Below are 26,144 nucleotides of genomic sequence, written 5' to 3' on the forward strand. Positions count from 1 at the left end.
TGTATGTGCATACAGAATCTTATAGTATAAATTGGCTAAGGTCTCGATCTTCCGCAATCGAGCCGACTTTCTCTTTCACATAGGCCGGTGTGATTTGAACATGCGTTTGCGGCATGTCGGCCGCCTCGAACGACAAGTCCTCGAGGACGCGCTCCATAATCGTATACAGACGGCGGGCCCCGATGTCATCCGTCTCTCGGTTGACATGCGTCGCGATGCGCGCAATCTCTTCGATGGCTGGATGCGTGAACTCGACGCTAATTTCCTCCGACTCGAGGAGTGCCGTGTACTGCTTGATGAGCGCCTGGGACGGCTCCGTCAAAATCTTGACGAAGTCCTCTTCGGTCAGGCTGCTCAGTTCAACGCGAATCGGGAAACGTCCTTGTAGCTCAGGAATCAAATCGGACGGCTTCGCCATATGGAATGCTCCGGCGGCGATAAAGAGCACGTGGTCCGTCTTGACCGGTCCATACTTCGTGACGACGGTCGATCCTTCGACGATTGGCAAGATGTCACGTTGGACGCCCTCTCGTGAGACGCCGGCATGATCTTGCGACTTCGTCGCAATCTTGTCGATCTCATCGACGAAGATGATACCCATCTGCTCACTACGGCGCACGGCCTCGTCATGAACTTCGTTCATATCGAGCAAACTCTCCGCTTCCTCGGCGACGATGAGCGGACGTGCTTCGCGGACCGGCAACTTGCGTTTCTTCCGTTTCTTCGGCACGATTTGACCGAGCATGTCCTGCAAGTTCGATAAACCTTCCATGCCTTGTCCTTGGAACAAGTCGACGGTCTGCTTTTCTTCGAGATTGACCTCGATTAATCGTTCTTCGAGTTCACCGAGCTCGAGCAAGCGACGCAACTGTGCGCGGTCGGACGACTGCGTGTTCGCCGGCTCCTCGGTCTTTTGAGCTTGGCCGCCGAACAACGCCTCGAACGGGTTCGATGCGGTCGGTTCGACTTTGGCCTTGCCTTGCAAAGCGTCGAGGATGCGTTCCGTCGCAGCGACTTCCGCTTGCTCTTTCACGCCTTCTTTCTTCTCTTCCTTCACAAGACGGACCGACGCTTCGACAAGGTCACGGACCATCGATTCGACATCGCGGCCGACGTAGCCGACTTCAGTGAATTTGGTAGCCTCGACTTTGACGAACGGCGCGCCAACGAGTTTGGCCAAGCGGCGTGCGATTTCCGTCTTCCCGACACCGGTCGGGCCGATCATCAAGATGTTCTTCGGTGTCACTTCATCACGCAGGTCGGCACTCAATTTTTGGCGACGATAACGGTTGCGGAGTGCGATCGCGACGGCGCGCTTGGCATCCTTTTGTCCGATGACGAAGCGGTCTAGTTCCGCTACGATTTGGCGTGGTGTCAGTTCACGTTTCATTCAGAATCGCCTCCGATCGTTTCTACGATGACTTGGTCGTTTGTATAGACGCACAACTCTCCGGCAATCTCGAGAGCGGCGCGGGCTATGTCTTCCGCTGATTTCTCAGGCGAATGGCGTACGAGGGCGCGCCCGGCAGCGAGCGCATAGTTCCCGCCCGAACCGATCGCTAAAATGCCATCATCCGGTTCGATCACTTCGCCGTTCCCAGACACGAGCAGTAGGTGCTCACGGTCCATGACGATCAAAAGCGCTTCGAGTTGACGGAGCATCTTATCCCCGCGCCACTCTTTAGCCAGCTCGACGGCCGCACGCGGCAAGTTCCCGTTGTACATCTCTAGCTTCGATTCAAACTTCTCGAAGAGCGTGAATGCGTCGGCCACGCTTCCGGCGAACCCGGCGACGACCTTACCGCCGTAGAGACGTCGTACTTTTTTGGCCTTGTTTTTCATGATGACGGCGTTTCCGAACGTGACTTGTCCATCCCCGCTCATGGCACCATGCCCGTTGTGGCGGACTGCGAAAATCGTGGTTGCGTGAAACATCTGATGACCTCCTACTTTCTCGGATGTGTGGCTTGATAGACCGCTCGCAAGCGCTCCGTCGAGACGTGAGTGTAACGACCCGTCGTCGAGAGTGACTCGTGACCGAGCAACTCTTGGACGGCACGGAGGTCAGCCCCGCGCTCGAGCAGGTCCGTCGCAAAACTATGACGGAGCGAGTGAGGCGTCAACGGCTTATGCAGGCCGCCTTGCTTCCTCAGACGCTTCATGACGTAGCGAATTTGGTCTGTTGTCACTCGATTCCCTTTTTGACTGAGGAATAATGCCGTTTCTTGGGGGGAAGCGCATGTTTGGCGCACGTCGAGGTAACGATCGAGCGCCGCGATGGCGAACTGTCCGATTGGGATGTAGCGTTCTTTCTTCCCTTTCCCGACGACATGCACGAAGGCGAGGTCGGCATCGTAGGACGACACGTCCATCCCGCACAACTCGGCGACGCGCATGCCCGTCCCGTACAACATCTCGACGATGGCGACGTCACGGGCCCGCAGGAACGGATCATCTTGTCCGTCCGCGGTCGCGATGAGCTGTTCGACTTCGCTAGGCACGGCGAACGTCGGCAGCGTCTTGCGCCGTTTCGGAGACGTTAGGCCGTGGAACAGAGGCTCGACACCCGTCTCACGTGCCACAAATTTCCCGAATTGCTTGAGGCACGATACTTTTTGGGCGACCGTCGTCGTGGCGCTGTCGGTCTCATAAAGGGCATATAAATAACGCCGCGCCGACTGCACATCATACGGATCTTGATGTGTCGATTGGCAATAAGCGGCGTACTGGTCGAGCGTCTGCTCGTAAGAGCGTTTCGTGTGAGGAGACAGCCGGCGTTCGACTTGGCAATAGCGCAAAAATGACTGTTGATCGTCACCGAATCCCATTCTCTCGCCCCCTCGTTTTCAACTTAAAAACGCATGTTCTCGTCAAATCGAAATTAGCATAGCATACCCCGTCAGAGGTGACAATAGATAGCCCCTCAATAATCTGAAAATTTTCAAAGTGTTGTACAAATTACACAATTGAAATTTAAATTCACAAAAAAGGAGCCAAAAAATGGCTCCTTTCCCTTAAATCTCTTTATATTGCTGAATCGTTTCAAGGGCACGGTTCGCGTAACGTTCGTACCGTTCTTGTTTCTTCATCTTCTGCGGTGCATCCTCGAGCGACGGCACGAGACCGAAGTTTGCGTTCATCGGTTGGAAGTGCTTGCCGTCCGTCGTCGTGATATAGTGCGCCATCGAACCGAGCATCGTCTCGCGTGGCAAGACGACGAGGTCTTCACCGGCAATCAGTTTCGCTGCGTTAATCCCAGCGAGAAGTCCTGACGCCGCCGATTCGACGTACCCTTCCACACCGGTCATCTGCCCGGCGAAGAACAACGTGTCGCGTGTCCGCGCCTGATACGTCGGTTTCAACAGGCTCGGTGAGTTGATGAACGTGTTCCGGTGCATGACACCGTAGCGCACGATCTCAGCGTTCTCGAGACCTGGGATGAGTTGAAGGATCCGTTTCTGTTCGCCCCATTTGAGGTGGGTTTGAAAACCGACCAAGTTGAACAGCGTGCCGGCCGAGTTATCTTGCCGTAACTGCACGACCGCGTGCGGACGTTTGCCCGTCTTCGGATCTTCGAGGCCGACGGGTTTCATCGGTCCGAACAAGAGCGTCTTCTTGCCGCGTTGGGCGAGAACTTCAAACGGCATGCAGCCTTCGAAGTAAATCTCTTTCTCGAACTCTTTGAGCGGGACGACCTCTGCTTTGACGAGCTCGTCGTAGAACAAGTCGAACTCTTCTTCCGTCATCGGACAGTTGAGGTACGCCGCCTCACCTTTGTCGTAACGTGATTTCAAGTAGACCTTGTCCCGGTCGATCGTCTCGCCGTCCAAAATCGGCGCCGCGGCGTCGTAGAAGTAAAGGTAATCTTCACCTGTGAACGCTTTGAGCGAAGCCGAGAGGTCCGGTGACGTGAGCGGACCGGTCGCCATGATGACGATCCCGTCCGGAATCGCCGTGATCTCTTCGTTGTGCACGGTCACGTTCGGATGGTTCTTCAACGTGTCCGTCACGAATCCGGCGAAGTCATGACGGTCGACGGCGAGAGCGCCGCCGGCCGGTACACTTGCCGTGTCGGCCGCTTTCAAGATGAGCGAGTCGAGCGTGCGCATCTCTTCTTTCAAGACGCCGACCGCGTTTTGTAGCCCGTTCGCTCGAAGCGAGTTCGAGCAGACCAGTTCAGCGAATTGGTCCGTATGGTGTGCCGGTGTTTTTCGGACCGGTCTCATTTCATACAAATCGACTTGAATTCCGCGTTTCGCGAGTTGCCAAGCCGCCTCGGAGCCGGCGAGGCCCGCTCCGATCACAGTTACACGTTGCTGCAAAGTTAATCCTCCTCTAACTGATGTACCTCGGCATGGGTACAGTTCGTACATTGATATTTCACACCGTCTTTAATTTTTTTCTCGACCATCATCTTACCACATTCCGGACACGGTTTCGCGACCGGCTTGTCCCATGAGACGAACTCACAGTCTGGATAGTTCGAGCAACCGTAGAACAGACGACCCTTCTTACTGCGTCGTTCGACGACTTGTCCGTCTTTGCAGCTCGGACATGGGACGCCGATTTCGACTTGTACCGGTTTCGTGTTCGTACAGTTCGGGAAGTTCGAGCATGCCATGAATTTCCCGTAACGGCCCATCTTGATGACCATCGGCGAACCGCACACTTCGCAGTCGATGCCGGCCGGTTCATCTTTCACTTCGATTTTCTCAATCTCTGATTCGGCTCGTTTCAGACGTTTCTCGAAACTGCGATAGATTGGAGCGACGACTTCCGTCCATTCGACTTCCTCGTTCTCAATCGAGTCGAGGAGCGTCTCCATGTCGGCCGTGAACTGGACGGTGATAAAGTCGTTGAAGTACTCATCGATCATCTCGATGACGAGTTCGCCAAGTTCTGTCGGGACGAACTTCTTCTCTTCAAGGACCACATATCCGCGTTTTTGAATCGTATCGAGCGTCGGTGCATACGTCGACGGACGACCGATTCCGAGTTCTTCCATCGCCCGAACGAGACGCGCCTCACTGTAACGTGGCGGCGGCTGTGTGAAGTGCTGCTTCGGTTCGATTGTCTCGAACTTGACGAGGTCATCCACTTCGAGCGGTGGGAGCAACCCTTCTTTCTCCGGGTTCGTGTCTTCGATATCTTCATCTTTCGATTCGATATACACTTTCATGAAACCAGGGAATTTGACGGTCGACCCGTTGGCACGGAAAATCATGCCGTTCGACTCGACGTCGATTTTCACCGTGTCGAGGATGGCCGGCGCCATTTGGCTCGCGACGAGGCGCTCCCAAATCAACTTGTACAAGCGGAGCTGGTCACGCGACAAGTACGCTTTCACCGAGGCCGGGTCGCGTAACGCCGAAGTCGGACGAATCGCTTCGTGGGCGTCCTGGGCGTTCGCGGCTTTCTTCTCTTTTTGCTTCTGCAACGCGACGTACTCTTCTCCGAATGTGGATTCGATATACTCTTTCGCTTCCGCTTTCGCCAAATCTGAGATACGCGTCGAGTCGGTACGCATATACGTGATCAAACCGACGGTGCCTTCTTTCTTCCCGAGGTCGATCCCTTCGTATAGCTGTTGCGCGAGCATCATCGTCTTCTTGGCACGGAAGTTCAATTTACGAGCCGCATCTTGCTGGAGCGAGCTCGTCGTGAACGGGAGCGACGCGTTGCGCTTCCGCTCTTTCTTCGTGACGTCGATGACTTTGAATGAGTCGTCAATCGCTTTGAGCACCGCGTCGGCATCTGCCTCGCTCTTGAGCTCCATTTTTTTCCCGTCTTTACCATAAAACGAAGTCTCGAACGATTCGCCTTCATGGTTGAGGGTGAGTTTGATGGTCCAATACTCTTCTGGGTCGAAGGCATTGATCTCCCGCTCCCGGTCGATAATCATTTTAACGGCCACGGATTGAACGCGTCCGGCCGATAATCCTTTTTTGACTTTCTTCCATAGTAATGGGCTCATCCCGTATCCGACGAGACGGTCCAAAATTCGACGCGCCTGCTGGGCGTCGACGAGGTCATGGTTGATTTTACGCGGGTGTTTGAACGACTCTTTAATCGCATCTTTCGTGATCTCGTTAAAGACGACGCGACATTCCGTCGTTTCGTCGACACCGAGGGCACGTGCTAAATGCCAAGCAATCGCTTCCCCTTCGCGATCCGGGTCAGCCGCGAGAAAGATTTTCGTCGCTTTTTTGGCTGCCGTCTTCAATTCTTTCAAAACTGGGCCTTTGCCACGGATCGTGATGTACTTCGGTTCGAAGTCATGTTCCACGTCGACACCGAGTTGACTCTTCGGTAAATCGATGACGTGACCCATAGATGCCTTGACCGTGTAATTCGATCCTAAATAACGTTTAATTGTTTTCGCTTTCGCGGGTGATTCGACGATCACCAAGTATTTTGCCATACATCTGCTCCCCTTTTAGAGGTCATTTAAATCCCTACCATAATATTCATGTTGTCGATGGTTTGTCAACGTCCAATCCTTGAACATGTTAGAATTTGATCGGGAGTCGTCAATGGAATCGCCCCGTCTTCAATCAATTGATTCGGACCGGCCGCGAGCGGATCGAGCGGGCTACCAGGCACCGCGAATACCGTCTTTCCTTGCTCGAGGGCATGTCCGACCGTATTCATCGTCCCGCTCTTTTGACGGGCCTGGATGACGACGAGACGATCGGCAAGTCCGCTGACGAGACGATTTCGTTCTAAAAATTGAAATTTTTTGACAGGTGTTTCCGGTGTGTATTCCGTGAGGAGTAACCCGTGTCGCGAAATCCGCTCGAACAAGGGCAAATGGACCTGTGGATACAAGTGCGAAAAGCCCGCTCCGAGGATGGCGATGGTCGGCCGGTCATGTTCGAGCGACAGCTCATGGACGAGACCGTCGATGCCGAGCGCCCCACCCGAGATGGAGACAGTTTCTTCTATTAAAGGACGGAAATGTTCGACGAGTCGACGGCTGATACGATTCAATTCACGGCTTCCGACCAATGCGGTCGTTTGTTGATGTAGTACCTCTAAATCACCTCGATAAAACAAACAATATGGCGGATTCGGGATATGGAGCAGCGCGGACGGGAACAATTCATCCTCCCACGTCAAAAAACGGTCGTACGTGACCGTGGAACGAAGCGCCCGTTCTGCTTTGCTTCGGACGCTCGGATGGAACTGCTGCATGTTCATATGCGCGTGCGACAAGTAATGATGGACGAACTCGACCGGCAACCGTTCGGCTGCGAATCGAGCGATTGTTTGATTCATCACAATCACCTCTAAAAAAATGAGGGATGCCGCGCATCCCTCATTCCGAATGGTTTACGTTGTCGGTTGACCCGTCACGCAAGCTTCATACAAACCTTGTTGTTTCAACACCCGGATGAGCGTCTCTCCGATGACGGCAGGCGTCTCGGCGACTTCAATCCCGTTGGCGTTCAACGTCTTAATTTTCTCAGCAGCTGTACCTTTTCCGCCTGAGATGATGGCGCCGGCATGGCCCATCCGCTTGCCTTCAGGGGCTGTTTGTCCACCGATGAAACCGATGACCGGTTTCGTCATGTTCGCTTTCACCCATTCAGCAGCTTCTTCTTCAGCCGTTCCACCGATTTCACCGATCATGATGACCGCTTTCGTGTCCTCGTCTTCATTGAACGCTTGGAGCGTGTCGATGAAGTTCGTTCCGTTGACCGGGTCTCCACCAATCCCGACAGCTGTCGATTGTCCGATTCCGGCAGTCGTCAACTGATGGACCGCTTCGTATGTGAGCGTCCCTGAGCGCGAGACGATGCCGACGTGGCCTTTCGAGTGGATATAGCCTGGCATGATGCCAAGTTTCGCTTCCCCTGGCGTGATGATCCCCGGGCAGTTCGGTCCGATGAGACGGGCCGGTTTGTCCTCGAGGTAACGCTTCACTTGAATCATGTCGATGACCGGGATACCTTCTGTGATACAGATGATCAACTCGATGCCGCTATCGGCCGCTTCCATAATCGAATCGGCTGCGAACGCAGGTGGCACGTAGATGATTGACGCGTTCGCGCCAGTCGCTTCGACTGCCTCGGATACGGTGTTGAAGACCGGTACGCCGTCAAGGACGGTCGTGCCACCTTTACCAGGTGTCACCCCTCCGACCAATTTCGTGTTATATGCCAGCATCTGTTCGCCGTGGAACAGACCTTGTTTCCCCGTGATCCCTTGAATGATCACTTTTGTATCTTGATTCGCCCAAATACTCATGTCGTTTCCCCCTTATCGAACGAGTGCCGCGATTTTTTCTGCACCGTCAGCCATCGAGCTCGCCGAAGTGATCGCAAGTCCAGATTCATCGAGAATGCGTCGTCCCGCATCCACGTTCGTGCCTTCTAACCGGACGACGAGTGGCAAATCGAGACCGATTTCTTTCGTCGCCGCGACGATACCTTCAGCAATGATGTCACACTTCATGATGCCACCAAAGATGTTAACGAAGATTCCTTTGACTTGGTCGTCTGACAAAATCAATTTGAACGCTTCCGTTACTTTTTCTTTCGTTGCACCGCCGCCTACATCGAGGAAGTTAGCGGGTTCGGCGCCGTAATGCTTGATGATATCCATCGTCGCCATGGCCAAGCCAGCCCCGTTAACGAGGCAACCGATGTTGCCGTCGAGCGCGATATAGCTAAGGTCGTGTTTTGACGCCTCGACTTCACGCGGATCTTCTTCTGTCGTGTCGCGAAGGTCGACGATGTCTTTATGACGATAAAGCGCGTTGCTGTCGAAGTTGAGCTTCGCATCGAGTGCGATGACGTTGCCGTCTTTCGTCGTGACGAGCGGGTTGATTTCCGCGATCGTGCAATCTGTCTCGACGTACACTTTATACAATTTCATGACCATGTCGCTGAATTTGTTGACGAGTTTGGTCGGCACTTCCATCTTGAACGCGAGACGGCGTGCTTGGAACGGACGGAGTCCGACGACTGGGTCGACGACTTCTTTATGAATCTTTTCAGGTGTATGTTCAGCGACTTCCTCGATGTCCATACCGCCTTCTGATGAACCCATGATGACAATTCGGCCGATCGAACGGTCAAGCACAAGTCCTAAGTAAAATTCTTGGTCAATGGCAGAGCCTTCTTCAATGTAAAGGCGTTGCACGACTTTTCCTTCTGGTCCAGTCTGATGCGTGACGAGCGTCTTGCCGAGAATCTCTGACGCGTACTGTTTGACTTCTTCATCTGACTTCGCAAGTTTGACACCGCCGGCTTTACCGCGGCCTCCTGCGTGAATCTGAGCTTTGACAACTTTTAGTTCACCGTCTAGCTTGGCGGCGGCTGAGACTGCTTCTTCAACCGTGAACGCTGGATAGCCCGTAGGTACGGCCACTCCAAACGCCCGAAGCAATTCTTTCGCCTGATACTCATGGATATTCATTTCGTTTCCCCCTTAGTCCCCTTTAATATCGGCACGTCTATTGTAACGAAAAACTGAAAGCGCTGTCTATCGTTCTTGCTTTAAGTTTTCATCTTTTTTTCACATCTACCCCTAGACATCCTCGATTTTTCCTTGTTCCATCTGATAAAGAAACACGAAAAGCTCGGCGATGACCTGGTACAGGTCGTCTGGAATCTGCTCTTCAATCTGTAGCGCGGACAAGAGTGACAGTAAGGCCGGGTCCTCATGAATCGGCACACCGTTCGCTTGCGCGAGCGCGAGCATGCGCTCGGCGACGAGTCCGCCCCCTTTGGCGACGACGCGCGGTGACTCCATCGATTGCTCATAGGACAAGGCGATGGCTTGTTTGCGATCGGTCATACGCGTTGGTCCACCTTTCCGAGTGGGGCGAACGTGTCCGGCACCGTTTCACGCTTTGCTTCGAACGAGAAGCGGGACAGCTCATAGCCGCTCGCTTCGAGTGCCCGACCGAGCAACGGCTCGTAGGCGTTGACGAACGGACTCAAGTCATGTTGCTCGTTGAACACTTTAACCGACACGTGCCGCTTCTGGACGAGCAAATCGATGCCCGTCTCTCCATACTTCGGGGTCTCGAGGAATAGAACGATACGGGCGTGGTCGGAGTCGATGACCTCGCCTTTCGGCGCCTCGAGACGGAACCGCACTTGTTCAAATGGTCCTAAATGCGGTATGTGAAATGCTTGAACGACGAACGGCGGGGCCTGAACGGCGTTGAACGTCTCCTGGGCCCGGACGAACTGTTCGAACTTCGGGTCGCCTTTCGCTTTGAACAGCTCGCCGACGAGTTGCTTCACGTCAGCCCCGGCCCCGCTCTCGAGCAGTTGCCGACCTTGCGCCTGGAGCGGCTCGGGCGTAGCGAGTGGTTGGCGAGCCAGGCGCCCGAGCTCGCTGCCGAGCTGGGCGAGCGGTGACCGTTGGGCCTGCTGCGCCTCGATTTGTTGCGGCACGACCTTCAAGACGAGTTTCGGTTCGAGCTCGGTGACGACCATCTTGTACGTCACGTTCTCTTTGACGTCGGCGTTCACCCCGACCCGGAACATGCCTTGCGGCAGCTGCATGACCGCCTCGCCTCCCGGCAACAGTTGGAGCACCCGGCCGACGACCGTATTGCCGACGAGCAGTTGCCGTGAATTTTGTTCGGTGACCTTGAACGGCAGGACGCCTTGGTGATCGATGCGCATCGTTTCCCCTCCTACATCTGTTTAATCGGTGCGAACGACTTCCGGTGAATCGGTGTGATGCCGTGTTCCGCGAGGCCGGTCAAATGGTCTTTCGTGCCATAACCCGCATTCCGCTCGAACCCGTACCCGGGATAGAGAATAGCGTAATCCTCCATCATGTTGTCGCGCACGACTTTGGCGACGACGCTCGCCGCCGCAATCGAGACACTCCGGGCATCCCCTTTGATGAGTGACTGCTGCGGGATGTCGAGGTCGAGGCGCATCGCGTCAATCAACAGCGCATCGACCGTTCCGAGCTGCCGGACCGCTTCCACCATCGCCAGTTTCGTCGCCTCATAAATATTGACCTGGTCAATCACGTCAGCGTCGACGATGCCGACACCGACCGATGCCTCGTCCATGAGGATGCGGTATGCCAGTTCCCGCGCCCGTTTCGACATCTTTTTCGAATCGTTCAGGCCGGGATGATAAAACCCTTCCGGCAAGATGACGGCCGCCGCGACGACTGGTCCCGCGAGCGGCCCTCGACCGACCTCGTCGACGCCGCCGATGAGACCGAACCCTTGGGCCTTCCAATCGTCTTCGAACGCCTGACGGGCCGTATAGTCGGCACGGAGGGCATGTTCTTGTGCGAACTGTCGCTCCCGTTGCCGGATGAGCGTCTGGACGCCCGTCCGCGGGTCGTCTTTCAACTCGGCCCGTACCTGCTCCCACTCTTCATATCGGACCGTCTGTAGCCGTTGTTTAATCGCTTGAATCGTCATTCCGTTCCTCCTATTCAAAAAAGCCCTGTTTGCACAGGACTTCACGCCATGTCATGGTCGGCCGGCGTCTCGAGGGAGACGCGTCCGATTTTCTCATGACGCAGTTCGTTCAATAGTAATTCGCTCGCTTTCTCGAAATCGACGTAACCGCCGCTGAGGAGTCCACGTTTCTTCCCGATCAATTCGAGCAGTTCGACGGCATCTTCCGGCAATTGATCGATTTTGAATCGCTCTTTCAACTGGTCCGGATAGCGGGCCGACAGCTCGCGGGCCGTGTAGAGCGCGATATCATCAAGGTTCAAGATATCATCCTTGATGGCACCGGTCGCCGCCAAGCGATAGCCGACCATCTGGTCCTCGAACTTCGGCCAAAGAATCCCTGGCGTATCGAGCAATTCCATCTCGCCGCCTTTCATCTTGATCCATTGCTGACGCTTCGTGACACCCGGACGGTCGCCGGTGACAGCGATGTTACGTCCGGCGAGACGGTTGATAAGCGTCGACTTGCCGACGTTCGGGATGCCGATGATGAGCGCGCGGATCGGGCCGGGGTTCCGGCCTTTCTCACGCATGCGGTCATGCTTCTCTTGCATGAGCTTCTCGGCGCCCGACATGAGCTGTTTCAAGCCTTTGCTATGTTTCGCGTCGACGGCGACGACCTCGATGTCATCGCGCTTCAAGGCGCGGAGCCAGGCGTCAGTGACGACCGGATCGGCCATATCGGCTTTATTCAAGACGATGAGACGCGGTTTGCCTTCCGTGATCTCATCGACCATCGGGTTACGGCTCGATTGTGGAACACGTGCATCGACGAGTTCGATGACGACATCGATGAGCTTTAACTTTTCTGTTACTTGTCTTCGTGCCTTGGCCATGTGGCCAGGGAACCATTGAATTGCCAAACAAACACCACCTTATTCTTGTACGGTCCCGAAATCACCGAGCGGCCAGAACACGAAGTTCGTTTTGCCGACGACGTCCTCTTTCGGGACAAAGCCGATTTCACGGCTGTCTTTCGAGTTTTGACGATTGTCACCCATGACGAAGTACGAGCCTTCAGGGACGACCGTCTCGCCCGTCACTTGTTCGAGCGTAAAGTTTTCGGTAAGAGGAAAGCCGTTCATCTGTGCCTGGAAATCCTCTAAATACGGTTCTTCGACCGCCTCATCATTCAAATAAAGCGTGTCGTCCCGATATTCGAGCGTGTCGCCAGGAATGGCGATGACGCGTTTAATATAGTCTTTCGATTCTGTCGCGTGGAAGACGATAATATCGCCCCGGTCGAGCTCACCGACGTAGTTCGAGATTTTGCTGACGATCATGCGATCGGCATTTTGGAGCGTCGGCATCATCGACTCTCCTTCGACGATGACAGGTACAAAGATGAACGTCCGGATCACGAACGCGATGACGAGCGCAACGACGATCGCCTTAAGCCAACTGAACACTTCTTTCAACTTGCCTCACTCCTCTGTCCGTTTGAACTTATTGTACTAGAAAAAAAGAAGCTTGTCGCAAGCGACAAGCTTAATCCCCATCTTAACGACGGATTTCTTTAATACGTGCTGCTTTACCGCGAAGGTTGCGGAGGTAGTAGAGTTTCGCACGACGGACTTTACCGTAACGAACGACTTCGATTTGCGCGACACGTGGTGAGTGAAGCGGGAATGCACGCTCAACACCTACGCCGTAAGAAATCTTACGAACTGTGAATGTTTCGCCGATGCCGCCACCCTTACGCTTGATGACTACGCCTTCGAAGATCTGGATACGCTCGCGCGTTCCCTCTACGACTTTAACGTGGACACGTACTGTGTCACCAGGACGGAAAGCAGGTACGTCTGATTTGAATTGTTCTTCTGTGATTTCACGGAACAGTTTTTGTGTGTTCATGAATAGTTCTCCTTTTTCTTCAATGTTCATATCTTCATCTGCCCAAGCATCCAACAGCGGAACATCGGTAATTGGTGGGGTTAACCCACATGCTCAAACATAGCACAATTCGGTCAATCGCGCAACGATTCAATGAATTTTTTATCTGCCTTCGACAGTTCGATGCGCTCGAGCAGGTCCGGTCGCCGGCGATACGTGCGCAGGAGCGACTGCTCTCGGCGCCACGCTTCGATTTTGGCGTGATTGCCCGACAAGAGGACGTCAGGCACCTTCAGACCACGGAACTCCGCTGGGCGTGTATAGTGCGGATATTCGAGTAGCCCTGTCGAGAACGAGTCATCTTCATGGCTCGCCTGATCGCCGAGTACTTCCGGGATGAGACGGACCGTCGCATCGATCATGACCATCGCGGCGAGCTCACCGCCAGTCATGACGAAGTCACCGATTGACACTTCGTCCGTCGCGAGCTCATCATGAATCCGTTGGTCGAACCCTTCATAATGGCCGCATAAAAAGATCAAGTGTTCCTCGGACGCCCATGCTTCCGCCATCTGTTGGTCGAAACGGCGTCCGGTCGGCGTCGTGACGATGACGCGGGGACGCTTCTTGTCGATGGCGTCGAAGGCGTCAAAGATCGGCTGCGGGGTGAGCAACATGCCCGCCCCGCCTCCGTACGGGTAGTCGTCGACCTTATGGTGTTTGTTCGTCGAGAAATCACGGAAGTTCGTGAACGCCATCTCGACTTGTCCGAGGGTACGGGCCCGTCCGACGATTGAATGATCGAGCGGGGCGAACATCTCGGGGAATAACGTTAAAACATCAATCTTCATCGTCAATCATTCCCGGAATCGGGGTGATGACGACACGTTTCGCCTCGACATCGATGTCGTTCACGACCGATTCGATGTACGGGATGAGGGCGTCCGACTTGCCAGGGCGTTTGATGACCCAGACGTCGTTGGCACCAGTCTCGAAGATATCGTCGACGACACCGATGACCTCACCGTCGACGACGGCCTCGCAACCGATAATCTCATGATAGTAAAACTCATGCTCCGGTAACTCGTGAACGTGCTCGACGTGAACGTATAGTTTCATCCCTTTATACTTCTCGACGAGATTGATATTCTCAAGCCCTTTGAACGTCACGAGATGGAACTGCTTATGCGGACGATACGTCGTCACCTCGAACGGGAGCTTCTTGCCATCGACGTCCAAATAGAGCGTCTCGCCTTTCTTGAAGCGTTCGGCCGGGAAATCGGTCGCGGCGAGCAACTTCAGTTCCCCTTTCAAGCCGTGGGTATTGGCGATCTTACCTACGTATAACCATTCCATTGTTATGCCTCCTCAAAAAAATGGGCCGACCTCATAAAAGGTCGGCCACATCCTTACTTCGCGTTTTTCGCGTTGTGGAATTTCTCCATGATCCCTGCTTTAGAGAACAAGTTACGTACTGTGTCAGATGGCTTCGCGCCGTCTGCCAACCATTTGAGAGCGAGTTCTTCGTTGATGCGAACTTCTGCTTCTGGTTTTGCAACCGGGTTGTAGTGACCGAGTTGCTCGATGAAACGGCCATCACGTGGTGAACGTGAATCAGCTACAACGATCCGGTAGAAAGGTGATTTGTTTGCGCCCATGCGCTTGAGACGAATTTTAACTGCCATGGTAATATACCTCCATCATGTGTTTAAGAATTGACAACTTTAATAGTATACTGTTTTTTTGCCCGACTGACAAAAGTTTTCTTAGAAGAACGGAAGGCCGAGACCTTTTTTCTTCCCTTTCATTTGTCCTGACATCTGCTTCATGAGCTTCTTCATGTCATCGAACTGTTTGATGAGACGGTTCACTTCCTGGATGGAACGACCGCTCCCTTTTGCGATCCGCTTGCGACGACTCGCGTTGAGCACTTCAGGATTGGAGCGCTCATGCTTTGTCATCGAGCGAATGATCGCCTCGACATGATCGAGTTGCTTCTCGTCGATTTGGACGTTCTTCAACCCTTTCATCTTACCTGCACCAGGTAACATCGAGAGCAATTCATCAATTGGGCCCATGTTTTTCACTTGACCCAACTGCTCGATAAAATCATCGAACGTGAACGATGCATCGCGAATTTTGCTTTCAAGCTCCTTCGCAGCATCTTGGTCCATCTGTGACTCGGCTTTTTCAATGAGTGTGAGCACGTCCCCCATCCCAAGAATCCGTGACGCCATGCGTTCCGGGTGGAATGGTTCGAGGGCATCCAACTTTTCACCGAGACCGACGAACTTAATCGGCGCTCCCGTGACTGCCTTGATTGAAAGGGCTGCCCCACCACGTGTATCACCGTCGAGCTTTGTGAGCACGACGCCGGTGATTCCGAGTTTCTCATTGAAGCTGTCGGCCACATTGACCGCATCTTGACCCGTCATCGCATCGACGACGAGGAAGATTTCATTTGGTTTGGCAATCGTCTTCACGTTTTCGAGTTCGCCCATGAGCGTCTCGTCGATGTGAAGGCGACCGGCCGTATCGATCAACACGAAATCGTGATGATTGGTTTTGGCGTACTCGAGCGCTTTTGTGACGATTTCTTCCGGCTTCACTTGGTCGCCAAGTGAGAACACCGGTAAATCGAGTTGCTTGCCGAGTGTCTCGAGCTGTTTGATGGCCGCGGGCCGATAAATATCCGCCGCGACGAGAAGTGGACTCCGGTTATGCTTTTTGCGAATCAAGTTCGCGAGCTTCCCGGTCGTCGTCGTTTTCCCCGCACCTTGTAACCCGACCATCATGACGACTGTCGGTGGTTTTGGGTTAAATGTGATCGGGACGACGTCGCTTCCCATCAAAGTCGTTAGCTCTTCATGAACGATTTTGACAACTTGTTGGCCCGGTGTCAACGATTTCATGACGTCTTGGCCGATGGCCCGTTCTTTCACGTCGTTGACGAACTGTTTGACCACTTTGAAGTTGACATCGGCTTCAAGGAGAGCGAGACGAACTTCTCTCATCATCTCTTTGACATCTGCTTCGGAAATTTTACCTTTCCCCCGCATTTTCGCCAGTGTCGATTGCAACCGTTCGGATAATCCTTCAAATGCCATGCTTCAGCCCCCTACTCTAAATTCTCAAGCGCCGAAATCGTTTCCGTCGCGTCGGGCGAATGCTCGACTTGACGTTTGAGCGTCTGAAGCAGTTGTTGCCGCTGTTCGAACTTCTCGAACAAGGCCAACTTCTCCTCATACTGCTCAAGCATTGCTTCGGTACGCTTTATGTTATCGTAGACCGCTTGACGGCTGACTTCAAACTCTTCCGCAATCTCTCCGAGCGAGTAGTCATCTAGGTAATAAAGAGACATATAGTTGCGCTGTTTCGGTGTGAGTAGTGCTTGATAAAAATCGAACAAGTAGTTCATTCGATTCGTCTTTTCGAGCGACATGACCTCCACCTCCACATGTTAAGTGAAATCCCTTTACAACTACCAATAGTACAGCCGTCCCTAGCTCTTGTCAAGTTTTTTTCTTAACAGAGAAACTTAGGCGAGGTCATCGTTTGTCTGTTGTTTTTCTTCGAAGATGTCCCCGAATAATCCGTATACGAACTGTTCCGGGTCGAACGCTTGTAAATCATCGATTTTCTCGCCGAGCCCAACATATTTGACTGGAATATCGAGCTCGTTTCGAATCGCGAGCACGATACCGCCTTTGGCCGTGCCGTCGAGCTTCGTCAAGACGATGCCGCTCACGTTCGTCGCTTGTTTGAACGCTTTCGCCTGGACCATCGCGTTCTGCCCTGTCGTCGCGTCAAGCGCGAGCAACACTTCATGCGGTCCGTTCGGCACTTCACGCTCGATGACCCGCTTCACTTTTTCAAGCTCGTTCATCAAGTTGACCTTGTTTTGCAAACGTCCGGCCGTGTCACAAATCAAGACGTCGACACCGCGTGATTTCGCTGCCTGGACGGCATCGAACACGACCGCGGCCGGGTCCGAACCTTCGGCTTGACGGATGACCGGGACTCCGACGCGTTCGCCCCATACTTGGAGCTGGTCGATGGCACCTGCCCGGAACGTGTCGCCCGCCGCAAGCATGACCGAACGGCCTTCCGACTTCAATTGATGGGCGAGCTTGCCGATCGTCGTCGTCTTGCCGACGCCGTTGACGCCGACGAACAAGATGACCGTCAATCCGTCTTGCATGTTCAACTCACGGTCCGACTCGTCCTCTTGGAGTCGCTTCGCCACGACTTCGACGAGCGCATCGCGGACAGCGACCGGATCTTTCAAGTTGCGGCGCTTCACTTCTTCTTTCAAATCTTCGACGAGGTCCATCGTCGTCGTCACCCCGACGTCCGCCTGGATGAGCAGATCCTCGAGTTCATCGAAGAAATCCTCATCGACTTCGCGGAACCGATAGACGAGATCGTTGACGGCATTCGCGAACCCGTCGCGGGTCTTTGTCAATCCATCGGTAAACTTTTGTGACGCTTCTTGCGTCGAGGTCGTCAATTTATCTTTTAGCTTCTTAAAAAAACTCAACTTAATTCCTCCATCTCTTCTTCCGTCTCAACGACGCGCTTCGCTTCAGATAGTTCGACCGAAAGCACCTCGGAGACCCCGTTTTGTTGCATCGTCACGCCGTAGAGCGTATCCGCCGCCTCCATCGTCCCTTTCCGGTGCGTGATGATGACGAACTGCGTATCAATCGACAGCGTCCGGATATACTCCCCGAACCGATGGACGTTCGCCTCATCGAGCGCTGCCTCGACTTCATCGAGCACACAGAACGGCACCGGACGCGTCTTCAAAATCGCGAATAAGAGCGCGATCGCTGTCAAGGCCCGTTCTCCCCCCGAGAGCAGACTGAGCGTCTGCAGTTTCTTCCCGGGTGGTTTGGCGACGATATCGATGCCCGTATTGAGCAAGTCGGACTCGTCGACCAATTTCAAATCGGCCTCGCCGCCACCGAACAGTTCCTGGAACGTCTGTTTGAAGTGACCGCGGACGAGCGTATACGTCTCTTTGAACAATCGTGTCACTTCACGGTCCATCTCGTTGATGATGTCGTACAAATCCTCTTTGGCGCTGACGAGGTCGTCCCGCTGTTCAGACAAGAACATGAACCGCTCATTGACGAGGTCGAACTCTTCAATCGCATTCAAATTGACCGGACCGATCTCCTCGATTTGGCGGACGAGCAGTTTGAACTCCTCTTTCGCCTCATCGAGCGGGATCGTGAGCGTCGGCAGCAAATCGAAGACGAGTCCACGTTCGTCGAGCGCATCGAGTTTCCACTTCCGTTTCAACTCCAGTTCGTTCACGTCGGTCTCGAGTTTACGGACGTCCGCATCGAGTCGACGACGCACGTCCGTCGCCTGTTGTTCGCGCTGCCTTAGAATTCGGTATGATTCTTCTTCGGCATGGAGCTGGTTCAACTGTTGCGTCAGGCGCGCTTTGAGCGCATCCATCTGTTTGACCGCCTCGACATGTTCGAGCTCGAGTTCGGCTGAAGAGACGACCCGGCCGCTCGCCACATGTTCGAGCTCACGTTCGATTTGATGAAGGCGTGCCGTCTGTTTGGCGACCTCGGTCTCGAGCCGTTCGACTTCCGAGCGGACCCGGTCGAGGTCGAGCGTGTGCCGTTGGCGATCGAGTTCGTTTTGACGGATGGCTTCTTGCAGTTGCCCCGTCGTCGCGGCACCTTTCGCCTGCTCACCGCGGAGCGCCTCGAGCTCGGTCCGAATCGAGGCTTGCAACGCATCGGTCGCCTCGAGCTCTTGTGCGAGCCGCGTCAATTCGTTCGTTGCGGCTTCAATCGTATGGGCATAGCGGGCCATTTCATGATCGAACAGTTCAAGTTGCGCCTTGGCGTCTTGTGACACCCTCTCCAAGCTTCGGTACGCCTGTTCCGTCGACCGGAGCGTCTCTTCGGCCTCGCGCTTCTTGAGTCTGATTGACTGGAGCGACTCCCGCAACCGGGACATCTCATCGGTATACGTCGTCACGCGCAACTGTTGCTCATGGAGCATGGCCAGCCCTTGCGTCAATCCGTGCTTCAAGTCATCGAGTTCACGCGATTGCGTGAACAAGGCGACGCCTTGCTTCCGGCTACCCCCGGTCATCGAACCGCCGACGTTGACGATGTCCCCGTCGAGCGTGACGATGCGATAGCGATACCCGGTCGTCTGGGCGATCCGGTTGGCGACTTCGAGTGAGCTGGCGACGATGACGGCACCGAGAAGGGACCGTTTCAATTTGTCATAGGCCGGGTCCGTTTCGACGAGGTCGGCGGCGATGCCGACGAATCCGTCGAGCGATTCGAGCCGGTGCGCGACTTCACTCGGGACGTAACGTTCCTTCACGCTCGTCATCGGCACAAACGTGGCCCGTCCAGCATTCGCCTTCCGTAGCCGGTCGATTTCTCGGCGACCGACCACATCCGTCTCGACGACGATGTGTTGTTGCGTCTGACCGAGCGCCGTCTCGATGGCGGCCTCGTAGGACGGGAAGACGCGAATCAATTCCGCGACCGCACCGAGCACGCCCGGCCCCCGTTCTTTCAACACGAATTTGACGGCATGGAAATAGCCTTCATATGACTGCTTCATCCGCTCGAGCAATTCGATGCGGTCCTCGGTCTTCTGACGCCGGCGGTCGAGGTCGTGGTATGACTGCTCGGCCCGAGCCAGCTTGTCCCGCAGTGTCGTCTCTTGTTCGGTCAAATCGGCTTCTTGCGCGAGCAGCGTCTCCCACGTCGTCCGCGCTTCGTCGAGACGAGCCTGCTCGGCCTCGAGTGAAGCCGTCTGTTCGGTCCGCACATCGAGGCGATCCTTATTCTCACGCAGGAGGCGGGCTTTCGCTTCCTCGGCTTGTTCGATATCCCGGCGTTCCCGCTTCTGTTGATTGCTGAGCGTGGCGCGAGTCGTCGCCAGTTCGAACGCCTCGCCTTGGAGCTGTTCGATTTCCGCGTTAAAATCGCGTGTCGCTGCCGTCAATTGTGTGTCGAGTTTGACGCGTGCCGATTCGACGGTATGTAACGCCTCGGTTTTAGACGCCAAATCCGCCTCGGCCACGTGCAATTTCTGCGTCAACTGTTCGGCCTCTTCGGCCAACTCGACCCGCTGGCGCTCGAGACGTTCTTTCGTTTCCGCCCCGTGCTCTTCCCGGGCTTTCGCGAGCTTGATTTCGCCGGTCAATCGTTCCAGTTCGGTCGCCTGCGTCCGTTCGTCCTGGTGGAGCGTATCGAGCGTTTCCCGATCGACGGCGAGTGTCGCCTCGAGCTCCGTCCGTTCCGCCACAATCGCGTTCAACGCGCCGTCTTGCTCGGCGAGATGGGCGGACGCCGTCCCGAGTTGTTCGTTCGTACGGGTGATTCCTGTTCCGAGTTCCGTAATCTCGGCACCGAGAATACCTGTCTCGAGCTCATCGTGCCGAGCTTTTGCGACTTGATACTCACGGGCGAGCGCGGCTTGTTCACGGAGCGGTTCGACCCGGTCGGCGAGTTCATACAAGATATCGTCGACGCGGGACAAGTTCAATTCAGTGTCCTGCAGTTTCCGTTCCGCTTGTTTTTTACGCTGGCGGTATTTCAAGACACCGGCCGCTTCTTCGATGACGGCCCGGCGGTCTTCCGGTTTCCCGGAGATGACCTGCTCGACCCGGCCTTGGCCGATGATGGCAAACGCATCACGCGACAGACCCGTATCCATGAACAGGTCAATCACATCTTTGAGACGGCACGGCTTCTTGTTCATAAAGTAGTCGCTGTCGCCGCTCCGCGTGACACGGCGCGTGACGCTCACTTCTTCATACGGCAGCCGCAAATGGGCGTCCGTATTGTCCAACACGAGCGTCACTTCGGCGACGTTACGATGGTTCTCCCCTTCACTGCCGGCAAAGATAACATCTTCCATTTTCGCTCCGCGGAGCGATTTGGCCGACTGCTCACCGAGTACCCAGCGAACAGCGTCCGATATATTTGATTTTCCGCTCCCGTTCGGTCCAACCACGGCTGTGACGCCGGGACGAAAATCCAGTTCAATCCGCTTGGCAAACGATTTAAAGCCAGCGAGTTCGATTCGTTTTAAGTGCATCGTGACCATCCTATCCTCAGTAAGCATTCATTTGTTTATTTTACCACAGTTGCCAGTTCGTCAAAATGCTAGAATCATGCTATTCTAAAAAGAACTGTAGAAAGGGGTACGACCGATGACTAACGAACAAATGATTGAGGAAATTCTCGACAAAATGAACATCATCAACCGCGGCGCCATCAAAGCGGAAGAATATAACCGTGCCGACGCCTCGGCCGTCAAAGAGATTTACGACTACGTGATGAATCGTTCATCGTTGTCGATTTCTGAAGTGGATGGAATCGTCGAAGAACTCGGGCAATTGACGTAACTAGATGATACAAAAAGGAGTGGACCCGTTGAGAGGTCCACTCCTTTTGTGTTAGAGGCCGGCGTATTGCCGATTGAATTCGATTAACGCTTCTTTCGCCGCAAGCTGCTCGGCTTCTTTCTTCGATCGGCCGATGCCTTCCCCGACGATGTCGTCAGACAGACGGGCGTGGGCGACGAACTCCCGGCTATGGGCCGGCCCGCGCTCTTCGATAATCGTGTACGAGACGGGCCCGAGCCCTTCGCGTTGCACGCTCTCTTGGAGCTGGCTCTTATAATCAGTCTGTTCTTCAAACACACCGGCTAAGACTTTCGGAAAAACCGCTTCGGCGAGGAACTGTTCGACTGGTTCAATCCCTTGGTCCAGATAGAGCGCACCGATGTAGGATTCGAACACATCGGCGAGTAACGCCGGACGCTTGCGACCGCCGGTCAACTCTTCGCCTTTCCCAAGCAAGATAAAATCAGAGAAAGCATAGGCTTCCGCGAAGTTGACGAGTGACGGCTCACAGACGATGGCCGCCCGCAACTTCGTTAATTCCCCCTCGGAGCGCTCCGGATACGTCTCATACAAAAACCGAGACACCGTCAACTCGAGCACCGCGTCGCCTAGAAACTCTAAGCGCTCATTGTCTTTTTTCAGACCGCGTTGTTCGTTGACGTATGAGGAGTGGGTGAACGCTTGCATCAATAAATCTTGATTCGTGAATCGAACGGATAGCCGTTCTTCAAGTGTCTTGAACTGCTCGAGAATCCGAGACCGTTCGAGCTCATTTCGTCGGCGTCGTTGCGCCGACCCTTGACGGTCAAACCGTCGCTTGTCCTTTGTCATAATTCCCTCCGTGAATAAGCACAAGCCCACCGCTCATGACGAGCGGTGGGAGGCTTGATTACAATTTAGTTTCGATGTAAGCGACAACGTCGCCGACAGTTGCAAGTTTCTCTGCATCTTCATCTTCGATTGTGATATCGAATTTGTCTTCAAGGTCCATGACCATTTCCATAACTTCGAGCGAATCCGCACCGAGGTCGTCTTTGAATGATTTGTCGGCTGTGATCTCAGATACATCTTTCCCGAGTTTCTCTGCCACTGCTGCTTGTACGTCTACTAAGATTTGTTCTGTTGTCATGATAAAATCCCTCCAAATTAAAGTATATAAAATGTGATTCGATTGGTAAAGTTCTGATTTTAAGCCATCGTCATCCCGCCGTCAACGGCGATCGTCTGACCCGTCACGTAAGCCGCCTGGTGTGAAGCGAGGAATGAGACGACGTTCGCCACGTCTTCGACTTGGCCGAAGCGGTTGAACGGGATTTGTCCGAGCGTCGCCTCACGCTGGGAGTCGGTCAAGGCATCGGTCATGTCCGTCTGGATAAATCCAGGACAGACGGCGTTCACCGTGACATGGCGTCCGGCGAGTTCACGCGCGACTGATTTGGTCAGGCCGATTAGCCCGGCTTTCGCCGCCGCATAGTTGGCCTGTCCGGCGTTGCCCGTGATGCCAACGACCGAGGCGATATTGATGATGCGGCCCGACTTCGATTTCAAGAGCGTCCGCGTCGCAGCTTGCGACGTCAAGAACGCACCTTTCAAGTTCGTCGACAAGACATCGTCAAAGTCAGCCTCTTTCATGCGCATGAGCAGACCGTCACGCGTGATGCCCGCATTGTTGACGAGGCAATCGATGCGGCCGAACGTGTCGACCGTCGTCTTGATGAGCGCCTTCACGTCATCCGCATTCGAGACGTCCGCTTTGACGGCGATGGCCTCGCCCCCGTTCGCTTCAATCTCACTGACGACAGCCTTTGCTTTCTCAACACTACCCGAGTAATTCACGACGACCCGAAAGCCGTCCTCCCCTAAACGCTTCGCGATGGCGGCCCCGATCCCCCGGGACGCGCCTGTCACGATTGCTACTTGGTCATGCACGTACTTCTCCTCCTAACGCGGCCACCTCTTCGAGCGTCGTCGCCTGTTTGATCGTCACGTTCGCATCGATTCGCTTGATGAGACCCGACAATGGCGACGTCGGACCGAATTCGATGAACGTGTCGACGCCAGCGTCGATCGCTTTGCGGACACACGCCTCGAATCGGACCGATGCGTACAGTTGCTCGGTGAGGAGTGCTTTCAATTTCTCCGGGTCGGTATGGACCTCGGCATCGACGTTCGAGATAATCCCGATCGCCGCCGGTTTAAACGGTGACGAAGCGAGCACGTCTTTGAACCGCGTCGCGGCTGGCATCATGTACGAGCTGTGGAACGCACCAGAGACGTTGAGCGGTAAGACGCGTTTCGCGCCGGCCTGTTTCAAGTCCGTCTCGGCTTGTTTGACCGCGTCGACGTGTCCCGAGATGACGAACTGACCCGGACAGTTGTAGTTGGCGATTTGTACAAGGTTCCCGCTAGCACTGATTTTCTCCGTCACATGGAACGCCTCGTCGACATCGGTCATCCCGATGACGGCTGCCATCGCCCCATCCTTCACTTCTGACATGAGCTTACCGCGTTCGTGGACGAGCACGCTCGCCTCTTCCAAATCGATGACGCCGGCGATGACGAGTGCCGCATATTCTCCGACGCTGTGACCGATCACCATGTCTGGCGCGGCCCCTGTTTTGGCGTGAGCTTGTGCGAGTGATGCCGCATGCGCCACGATGGCCGGTTGGGCCAGTTCCGTCCGTTGAAGCTCTTCTTTTGATCCTGCCGCCATGGCGTCGAGTAAATCAAATCCGAGGCGACGGCCGATCGCGTGCAGTTGCTCAGGATTGTCGAGGAACGTTTGGCCCATGCCGACGGCTTGTGACCCTTGTCCTGGAAATACCCATGCTGTTTTCCCCATGTACTCACCTTCTTTGAATTAGTTTGTGGCTTTGGCTTGCTTGATCTTCGCGACGACGTCGTGATCGACCATGATTTTCGCCTGTTTGAGCGCGCTCATGATGGCGAGCGCATCGCTCGAACCGTGCGCTTTAATGACCGGGGCGTTGATGCCGAATAACCCGGCTCCACCGTGTTCCCGATAATCTAATGTTTGTTTCAATCGTTTCAACTTCGGTTTTAAGACGAGAGCGGCGAGCTTCGAGACGAAATCGCTCGTGAACTGCTCTTTCATCATCTTCATGAGCATCGATGACGAACCTTCGACACCTTTGAGCAAAATGTTTCCGGCGAACCCTTCGGTGACGATGACGTCCACGTCACCGGACATCGCCTCACGTGCTTCCACGTTGCCGACAAAGTGGACCGGTGCTTGTTCAAGGAGGGGGTACGCCTCTTTCGTGAGGGCGTTTCCTTTCCCAGCCTCGGTCCCGATGTTCAGTAGCGCGACGCGCGGGCGCTTGACGCCGCGGACGTGCTCAGCGTAGAGCGAGCCCATGATCGCATAGTCGACCAAGTGCTCAGGCTTAGCGTCCGGGTTGGCCCCGACGTCTAAAATGACGACACCGCTACCCGTATATGTAGGGAACGTAGGTGACAACGCGGGACGCTCGATGCCGGGAATCCGTCCGATGACGAATAGTGACGCCGCCATGAGGGCGCCGGTATTCCCAGCCGAGACGAGGGCGTCGGCCTCTCCGTCTTTGACGAGTTTGGCCGCCACGACGAGCGAGCTGTCCTTTTTACGGCGGACGGCCCGGACCGGCTCATCGTCTCCGGTGATGACTTCACTTGCCGGAACGATTTTGATTCGCGGGTCGGTCAACCCATAAGAGGCGAGTTTGACCTCATCTCCGACTAAAAACAGTTCCATCTGCTCATTCGGGAACGCGTCGGCAAACTGTTTGACGCCTTCCACGATTGCTTTCGGGGCATGATCCCCGCCCATTGCATCGATTGCTAATTTCATGCCTGTTCCTCCTCACCGCGACGATAGATCGTGAAGTCTCCGCTAAAGACACACTCTTCGCCGACATAACTATCCACTGTGACGTCCGTTCTTCCGTCCCGACGTAGTTTGATTACACGAGCCTTGGCAACGACTCGCTCTCCAAGATGGACCTGGCGACTAAACCGGATGTCCGCTTTAGTGGTCAACGCCAATTCATCATTGATGAGCGCCACCGCTAACGAGTTGGCCTGGGCGAACAATACGTGTCCCCGGGCGATCTCGTTGCGGCTAAAGACGTGTTCTCTCTCAATGTCGAGAACCGAGATGGCCGATTCATCGAGCTTCAAGTCAATCATATCACCGATGACCTCGCTCATGGCGAGCGACTTCACTTCATCGAGGTGTTCTGAGGCAACGTGCTTGATCCGTTCTCTCACTTCCGGAATCTTTAACTCCATCCGATCGAGTCGAATCGTTTGAATACTGACTGCAAACTGTTTCGACAGCTCTTCGTCTTTGATGAACGGGTTGCGATCAATCGTTTCTTGCAATAAGCGTTGCCGCTCTTTCTTAGGTACCCGCATTCAGTTCCCTCCTAAACTCTATGCTAAAGAACTTAATACCTG

At 54.6% G+C, this 26,144-nt stretch carries 28 protein-coding genes; 1 reads left to right on the forward strand and 27 read right to left on the reverse strand.

What is annotated here, in order from left to right; all coding sequences use genetic code 11:
* Nucleotides 1-19 precede the first annotated feature (19 nt).
* The 21 genes from hslU to smc all read right to left on the reverse strand — a co-directional run bounded on the left by hslU (nt 20) and on the right by smc (nt 21,376).
* Nucleotides 20-1,390: an ATP-dependent protease ATPase subunit HslU gene (hslU, locus tag ACZ2GZ_RS09315; RefSeq protein WP_021067114.1), complete on the reverse strand. Its 1,371-nt coding sequence runs from the start codon at nt 1,388-1,390 to the stop codon at nt 20-22.
* Nucleotides 1,387-1,935 (reverse strand): ATP-dependent protease subunit HslV, encoded by a 549-nt coding sequence (gene hslV / locus ACZ2GZ_RS09320; protein ID WP_021067113.1) that lies wholly within the window; start codon nt 1,933-1,935, stop codon nt 1,387-1,389. The genes hslU and hslV overlap by 4 nt, the downstream gene beginning before the upstream one ends.
* Before the next feature lie 11 nt (nt 1,936-1,946).
* Nucleotides 1,947-2,828 (reverse strand): tyrosine-type recombinase/integrase, encoded by an 882-nt coding sequence (locus tag ACZ2GZ_RS09325; RefSeq protein WP_021067112.1) that lies wholly within the window; start codon nt 2,826-2,828, stop codon nt 1,947-1,949.
* A 186-nt stretch (nt 2,829-3,014) separates the two neighbouring features.
* Nucleotides 3,015-4,322, reverse strand: coding sequence for an FADH(2)-oxidizing methylenetetrahydrofolate--tRNA-(uracil(54)-C(5))-methyltransferase TrmFO (gene trmFO / locus ACZ2GZ_RS09330; protein ID WP_021067111.1), 1,308 nt, complete (start codon nt 4,320-4,322; stop codon nt 3,015-3,017).
* A 2-nt stretch (nt 4,323-4,324) separates the two neighbouring features.
* Entirely contained in the window at nt 4,325-6,421 is a 2,097-nt protein-coding gene (gene topA / locus ACZ2GZ_RS09335; protein WP_021067110.1) for a type I DNA topoisomerase, read from the reverse strand.
* A 65-nt stretch (nt 6,422-6,486) separates the two neighbouring features.
* Nucleotides 6,487-7,278, reverse strand: a complete 792-nt coding sequence (gene dprA, locus ACZ2GZ_RS09340) for a DNA-processing protein DprA (RefSeq protein ID WP_470295189.1) — start codon at nt 7,276-7,278, stop codon at nt 6,487-6,489.
* Between the two features lie 54 nt (nt 7,279-7,332).
* Entirely contained in the window at nt 7,333-8,250 is a 918-nt protein-coding gene (gene sucD / locus ACZ2GZ_RS09345) for a succinate--CoA ligase subunit alpha (protein WP_470295190.1), read from the reverse strand.
* A 12-nt stretch (nt 8,251-8,262) separates the two neighbouring features.
* Nucleotides 8,263-9,423, reverse strand: a complete 1,161-nt coding sequence (gene sucC / locus ACZ2GZ_RS09350) for an ADP-forming succinate--CoA ligase subunit beta (RefSeq protein WP_021067107.1) — start codon at nt 9,421-9,423, stop codon at nt 8,263-8,265.
* A 111-nt stretch (nt 9,424-9,534) separates the two neighbouring features.
* Complete coding sequence (locus tag ACZ2GZ_RS09355) at nt 9,535-9,804, reverse strand: EscU/YscU/HrcU family type III secretion system export apparatus switch protein (protein WP_021067106.1); 270 nt, start codon at nt 9,802-9,804, stop codon at nt 9,535-9,537.
* On the reverse strand, nt 9,801-10,646 hold the full coding sequence (locus ACZ2GZ_RS09360; protein ID WP_021067105.1) for a hypothetical protein: 846 nt from the start codon (nt 10,644-10,646) through the stop codon (nt 9,801-9,803). Before ACZ2GZ_RS09360 ends, ACZ2GZ_RS09355 begins: the two co-directional genes overlap by 4 nt.
* 11 nt (nt 10,647-10,657) lie before the next feature.
* Nucleotides 10,658-11,410, reverse strand: a complete 753-nt coding sequence (locus ACZ2GZ_RS09365) for a ribonuclease HII (RefSeq protein ID WP_470295191.1) — start codon at nt 11,408-11,410, stop codon at nt 10,658-10,660.
* Nucleotides 11,411-11,451: 41 nt separating this feature from the next.
* Nucleotides 11,452-12,312 carry a ribosome biogenesis GTPase YlqF gene (ylqF, locus tag ACZ2GZ_RS09370; protein ID WP_470295192.1) on the reverse strand — a complete coding sequence of 287 codons (861 nt, stop codon included), beginning with the start codon at nt 12,310-12,312 and terminating at the stop codon, nt 11,452-11,454.
* Nucleotides 12,313-12,324: 12 nt separating this feature from the next.
* Complete coding sequence (gene lepB, locus ACZ2GZ_RS09375) at nt 12,325-12,867, reverse strand: signal peptidase I (RefSeq protein WP_021067102.1); 543 nt, start codon at nt 12,865-12,867, stop codon at nt 12,325-12,327.
* Nucleotides 12,868-12,949: 82 nt separating this feature from the next.
* On the reverse strand, nt 12,950-13,303 hold the full coding sequence (gene rplS, locus ACZ2GZ_RS09380; RefSeq protein ID WP_021067101.1) for a 50S ribosomal protein L19: 354 nt from the start codon (nt 13,301-13,303) through the stop codon (nt 12,950-12,952).
* 113 nt (nt 13,304-13,416) lie between these two features.
* Entirely contained in the window at nt 13,417-14,133 is a 717-nt protein-coding gene (gene trmD, locus ACZ2GZ_RS09385; RefSeq protein ID WP_021067100.1) for a tRNA (guanosine(37)-N1)-methyltransferase TrmD, read from the reverse strand.
* Nucleotides 14,123-14,638, reverse strand: coding sequence for a ribosome maturation factor RimM (gene rimM / locus ACZ2GZ_RS09390; protein ID WP_470295193.1), 516 nt, complete (start codon nt 14,636-14,638; stop codon nt 14,123-14,125). Before rimM ends, trmD begins: the two co-directional genes overlap by 11 nt.
* A 53-nt stretch (nt 14,639-14,691) precedes the next feature.
* On the reverse strand, nt 14,692-14,967 hold the full coding sequence (gene rpsP, locus ACZ2GZ_RS09395; RefSeq protein WP_021067098.1) for a 30S ribosomal protein S16: 276 nt from the start codon (nt 14,965-14,967) through the stop codon (nt 14,692-14,694).
* Between the two features lie 81 nt (nt 14,968-15,048).
* Entirely contained in the window at nt 15,049-16,389 is a 1,341-nt protein-coding gene (gene ffh, locus ACZ2GZ_RS09400) for a signal recognition particle protein (RefSeq protein ID WP_021067097.1), read from the reverse strand.
* An 11-nt stretch (nt 16,390-16,400) separates the two neighbouring features.
* Nucleotides 16,401-16,724: a putative DNA-binding protein gene (locus ACZ2GZ_RS09405; RefSeq protein WP_021067096.1), complete on the reverse strand. Its 324-nt coding sequence runs from the start codon at nt 16,722-16,724 to the stop codon at nt 16,401-16,403.
* 96 nt (nt 16,725-16,820) lie between these two features.
* Nucleotides 16,821-17,822, reverse strand: a complete 1,002-nt coding sequence (ftsY, locus tag ACZ2GZ_RS09410; RefSeq protein WP_021067095.1) for a signal recognition particle-docking protein FtsY — start codon at nt 17,820-17,822, stop codon at nt 16,821-16,823.
* Nucleotides 17,819-21,376, reverse strand: a complete 3,558-nt coding sequence (gene smc / locus ACZ2GZ_RS09415; RefSeq protein WP_470295194.1) for a chromosome segregation protein SMC — start codon at nt 21,374-21,376, stop codon at nt 17,819-17,821. Before smc ends, ftsY begins: the two co-directional genes overlap by 4 nt.
* 115 nt (nt 21,377-21,491) lie before the next feature.
* On the opposite strand from smc, the gene ACZ2GZ_RS09420 reads away from it, so the two are divergent.
* The gene (locus tag ACZ2GZ_RS09420) at nt 21,492-21,686 is read left to right on the forward strand and encodes a DUF1128 family protein (RefSeq protein ID WP_021067093.1); all 195 of its coding nucleotides are present in this window, start codon (nt 21,492-21,494) and stop codon (nt 21,684-21,686) included.
* 51 nt (nt 21,687-21,737) lie between these two features.
* Here ACZ2GZ_RS09420 and rnc read toward each other — a convergent pair whose 3' ends face one another.
* From rnc to fapR, 6 genes are read right to left on the reverse strand one after another with little or no spacing between them, the layout of a single operon-like run.
* Nucleotides 21,738-22,517, reverse strand: a complete 780-nt coding sequence (gene rnc, locus ACZ2GZ_RS09425) for a ribonuclease III (protein WP_021067092.1) — start codon at nt 22,515-22,517, stop codon at nt 21,738-21,740.
* A 58-nt stretch (nt 22,518-22,575) separates the two neighbouring features.
* Complete coding sequence (gene acpP, locus ACZ2GZ_RS09430) at nt 22,576-22,815, reverse strand: acyl carrier protein (RefSeq protein ID WP_021067091.1); 240 nt, start codon at nt 22,813-22,815, stop codon at nt 22,576-22,578.
* A 59-nt stretch (nt 22,816-22,874) separates the two neighbouring features.
* Nucleotides 22,875-23,615 carry a 3-oxoacyl-[acyl-carrier-protein] reductase gene (fabG, locus tag ACZ2GZ_RS09435; RefSeq protein ID WP_470295195.1) on the reverse strand — a complete coding sequence of 247 codons (741 nt, stop codon included), beginning with the start codon at nt 23,613-23,615 and terminating at the stop codon, nt 22,875-22,877.
* Nucleotides 23,608-24,528 (reverse strand): ACP S-malonyltransferase, encoded by a 921-nt coding sequence (gene fabD, locus ACZ2GZ_RS09440; RefSeq protein WP_021067089.1) that lies wholly within the window; start codon nt 24,526-24,528, stop codon nt 23,608-23,610. Before fabD ends, fabG begins: the two co-directional genes overlap by 8 nt.
* 18 nt (nt 24,529-24,546) lie before the next feature.
* Nucleotides 24,547-25,536 (reverse strand): phosphate acyltransferase PlsX, encoded by a 990-nt coding sequence (plsX, locus tag ACZ2GZ_RS09445; protein WP_021067088.1) that lies wholly within the window; start codon nt 25,534-25,536, stop codon nt 24,547-24,549.
* Entirely contained in the window at nt 25,533-26,102 is a 570-nt protein-coding gene (fapR, locus tag ACZ2GZ_RS09450; RefSeq protein ID WP_021067087.1) for a transcription factor FapR, read from the reverse strand. Before fapR ends, plsX begins: the two co-directional genes overlap by 4 nt.
* Nucleotides 26,103-26,144 lie beyond the last annotated feature (42 nt).

It is taken from the genome of Exiguobacterium sp. KKT215 (assembly GCF_055635335.1).

Excerpts from the sequence above, each read along its gene's own strand:
- hslU (WP_021067114.1), bottom strand. The coding sequence starts at position 1,390 with ATGAAACGTGAACTGACACCACGCCAAATCGTAGCGGAACTAGACCGC.
- hslV (WP_021067113.1), bottom strand. The coding sequence starts at position 1,935 with ATGTTTCACGCAACCACGATTTTCGCAGTCCGCCACAACGGGCATGGT.
- ACZ2GZ_RS09325 (WP_021067112.1), bottom strand. The coding sequence starts at position 2,828 with ATGGGATTCGGTGACGATCAACAGTCATTTTTGCGCTATTGCCAAGTC.
- topA (WP_021067110.1), bottom strand. The coding sequence starts at position 6,421 with ATGGCAAAATACTTGGTGATCGTCGAATCACCCGCGAAAGCGAAAACA.
- dprA (WP_470295189.1), bottom strand. The coding sequence starts at position 7,278 with ATGAATCAAACAATCGCTCGATTCGCAGCCGAACGGTTGCCGGTCGAG.
- sucD (WP_470295190.1), bottom strand. The coding sequence starts at position 8,250 with ATGAGTATTTGGGCGAATCAAGATACAAAAGTGATCATTCAAGGGATC.
- sucC (WP_021067107.1), bottom strand. The coding sequence starts at position 9,423 with ATGAATATCCATGAGTATCAGGCGAAAGAATTGCTTCGGGCGTTTGGA.
- ACZ2GZ_RS09355 (WP_021067106.1), bottom strand. The coding sequence starts at position 9,804 with ATGACCGATCGCAAACAAGCCATCGCCTTGTCCTATGAGCAATCGATG.
- ACZ2GZ_RS09360 (WP_021067105.1), bottom strand. The coding sequence starts at position 10,646 with ATGCGCATCGATCACCAAGGCGTCCTGCCGTTCAAGGTCACCGAACAA.
- ACZ2GZ_RS09365 (WP_470295191.1), bottom strand. The coding sequence starts at position 11,410 with ATGACGATTCAAGCGATTAAACAACGGCTACAGACGGTCCGATATGAA.
- rplS (WP_021067101.1), bottom strand. The coding sequence starts at position 13,303 with ATGAACACACAAAAACTGTTCCGTGAAATCACAGAAGAACAATTCAAA.
- trmD (WP_021067100.1), bottom strand. The coding sequence starts at position 14,133 with ATGAAGATTGATGTTTTAACGTTATTCCCCGAGATGTTCGCCCCGCTC.
- rimM (WP_470295193.1), bottom strand. The coding sequence starts at position 14,638 with ATGGAATGGTTATACGTAGGTAAGATCGCCAATACCCACGGCTTGAAA.
- rpsP (WP_021067098.1), bottom strand. The coding sequence starts at position 14,967 with ATGGCAGTTAAAATTCGTCTCAAGCGCATGGGCGCAAACAAATCACCT.
- ffh (WP_021067097.1), bottom strand. The coding sequence starts at position 16,389 with ATGGCATTTGAAGGATTATCCGAACGGTTGCAATCGACACTGGCGAAA.
- ACZ2GZ_RS09405 (WP_021067096.1), bottom strand. The coding sequence starts at position 16,724 with ATGTCGCTCGAAAAGACGAATCGAATGAACTACTTGTTCGATTTTTAT.
- smc (WP_470295194.1), bottom strand. The coding sequence starts at position 21,376 with ATGCACTTAAAACGAATCGAACTCGCTGGCTTTAAATCGTTTGCCAAG.
- ACZ2GZ_RS09420 (WP_021067093.1), top strand. The coding sequence starts at position 21,492 with ATGACTAACGAACAAATGATTGAGGAAATTCTCGACAAAATGAACATC.
- rnc (WP_021067092.1), bottom strand. The coding sequence starts at position 22,517 with ATGACAAAGGACAAGCGACGGTTTGACCGTCAAGGGTCGGCGCAACGA.
- acpP (WP_021067091.1), bottom strand. The coding sequence starts at position 22,815 with ATGACAACAGAACAAATCTTAGTAGACGTACAAGCAGCAGTGGCAGAG.
- fabD (WP_021067089.1), bottom strand. The coding sequence starts at position 24,528 with ATGGGGAAAACAGCATGGGTATTTCCAGGACAAGGGTCACAAGCCGTC.
- plsX (WP_021067088.1), bottom strand. The coding sequence starts at position 25,536 with ATGAAATTAGCAATCGATGCAATGGGCGGGGATCATGCCCCGAAAGCA.
- fapR (WP_021067087.1), bottom strand. The coding sequence starts at position 26,102 with ATGCGGGTACCTAAGAAAGAGCGGCAACGCTTATTGCAAGAAACGATT.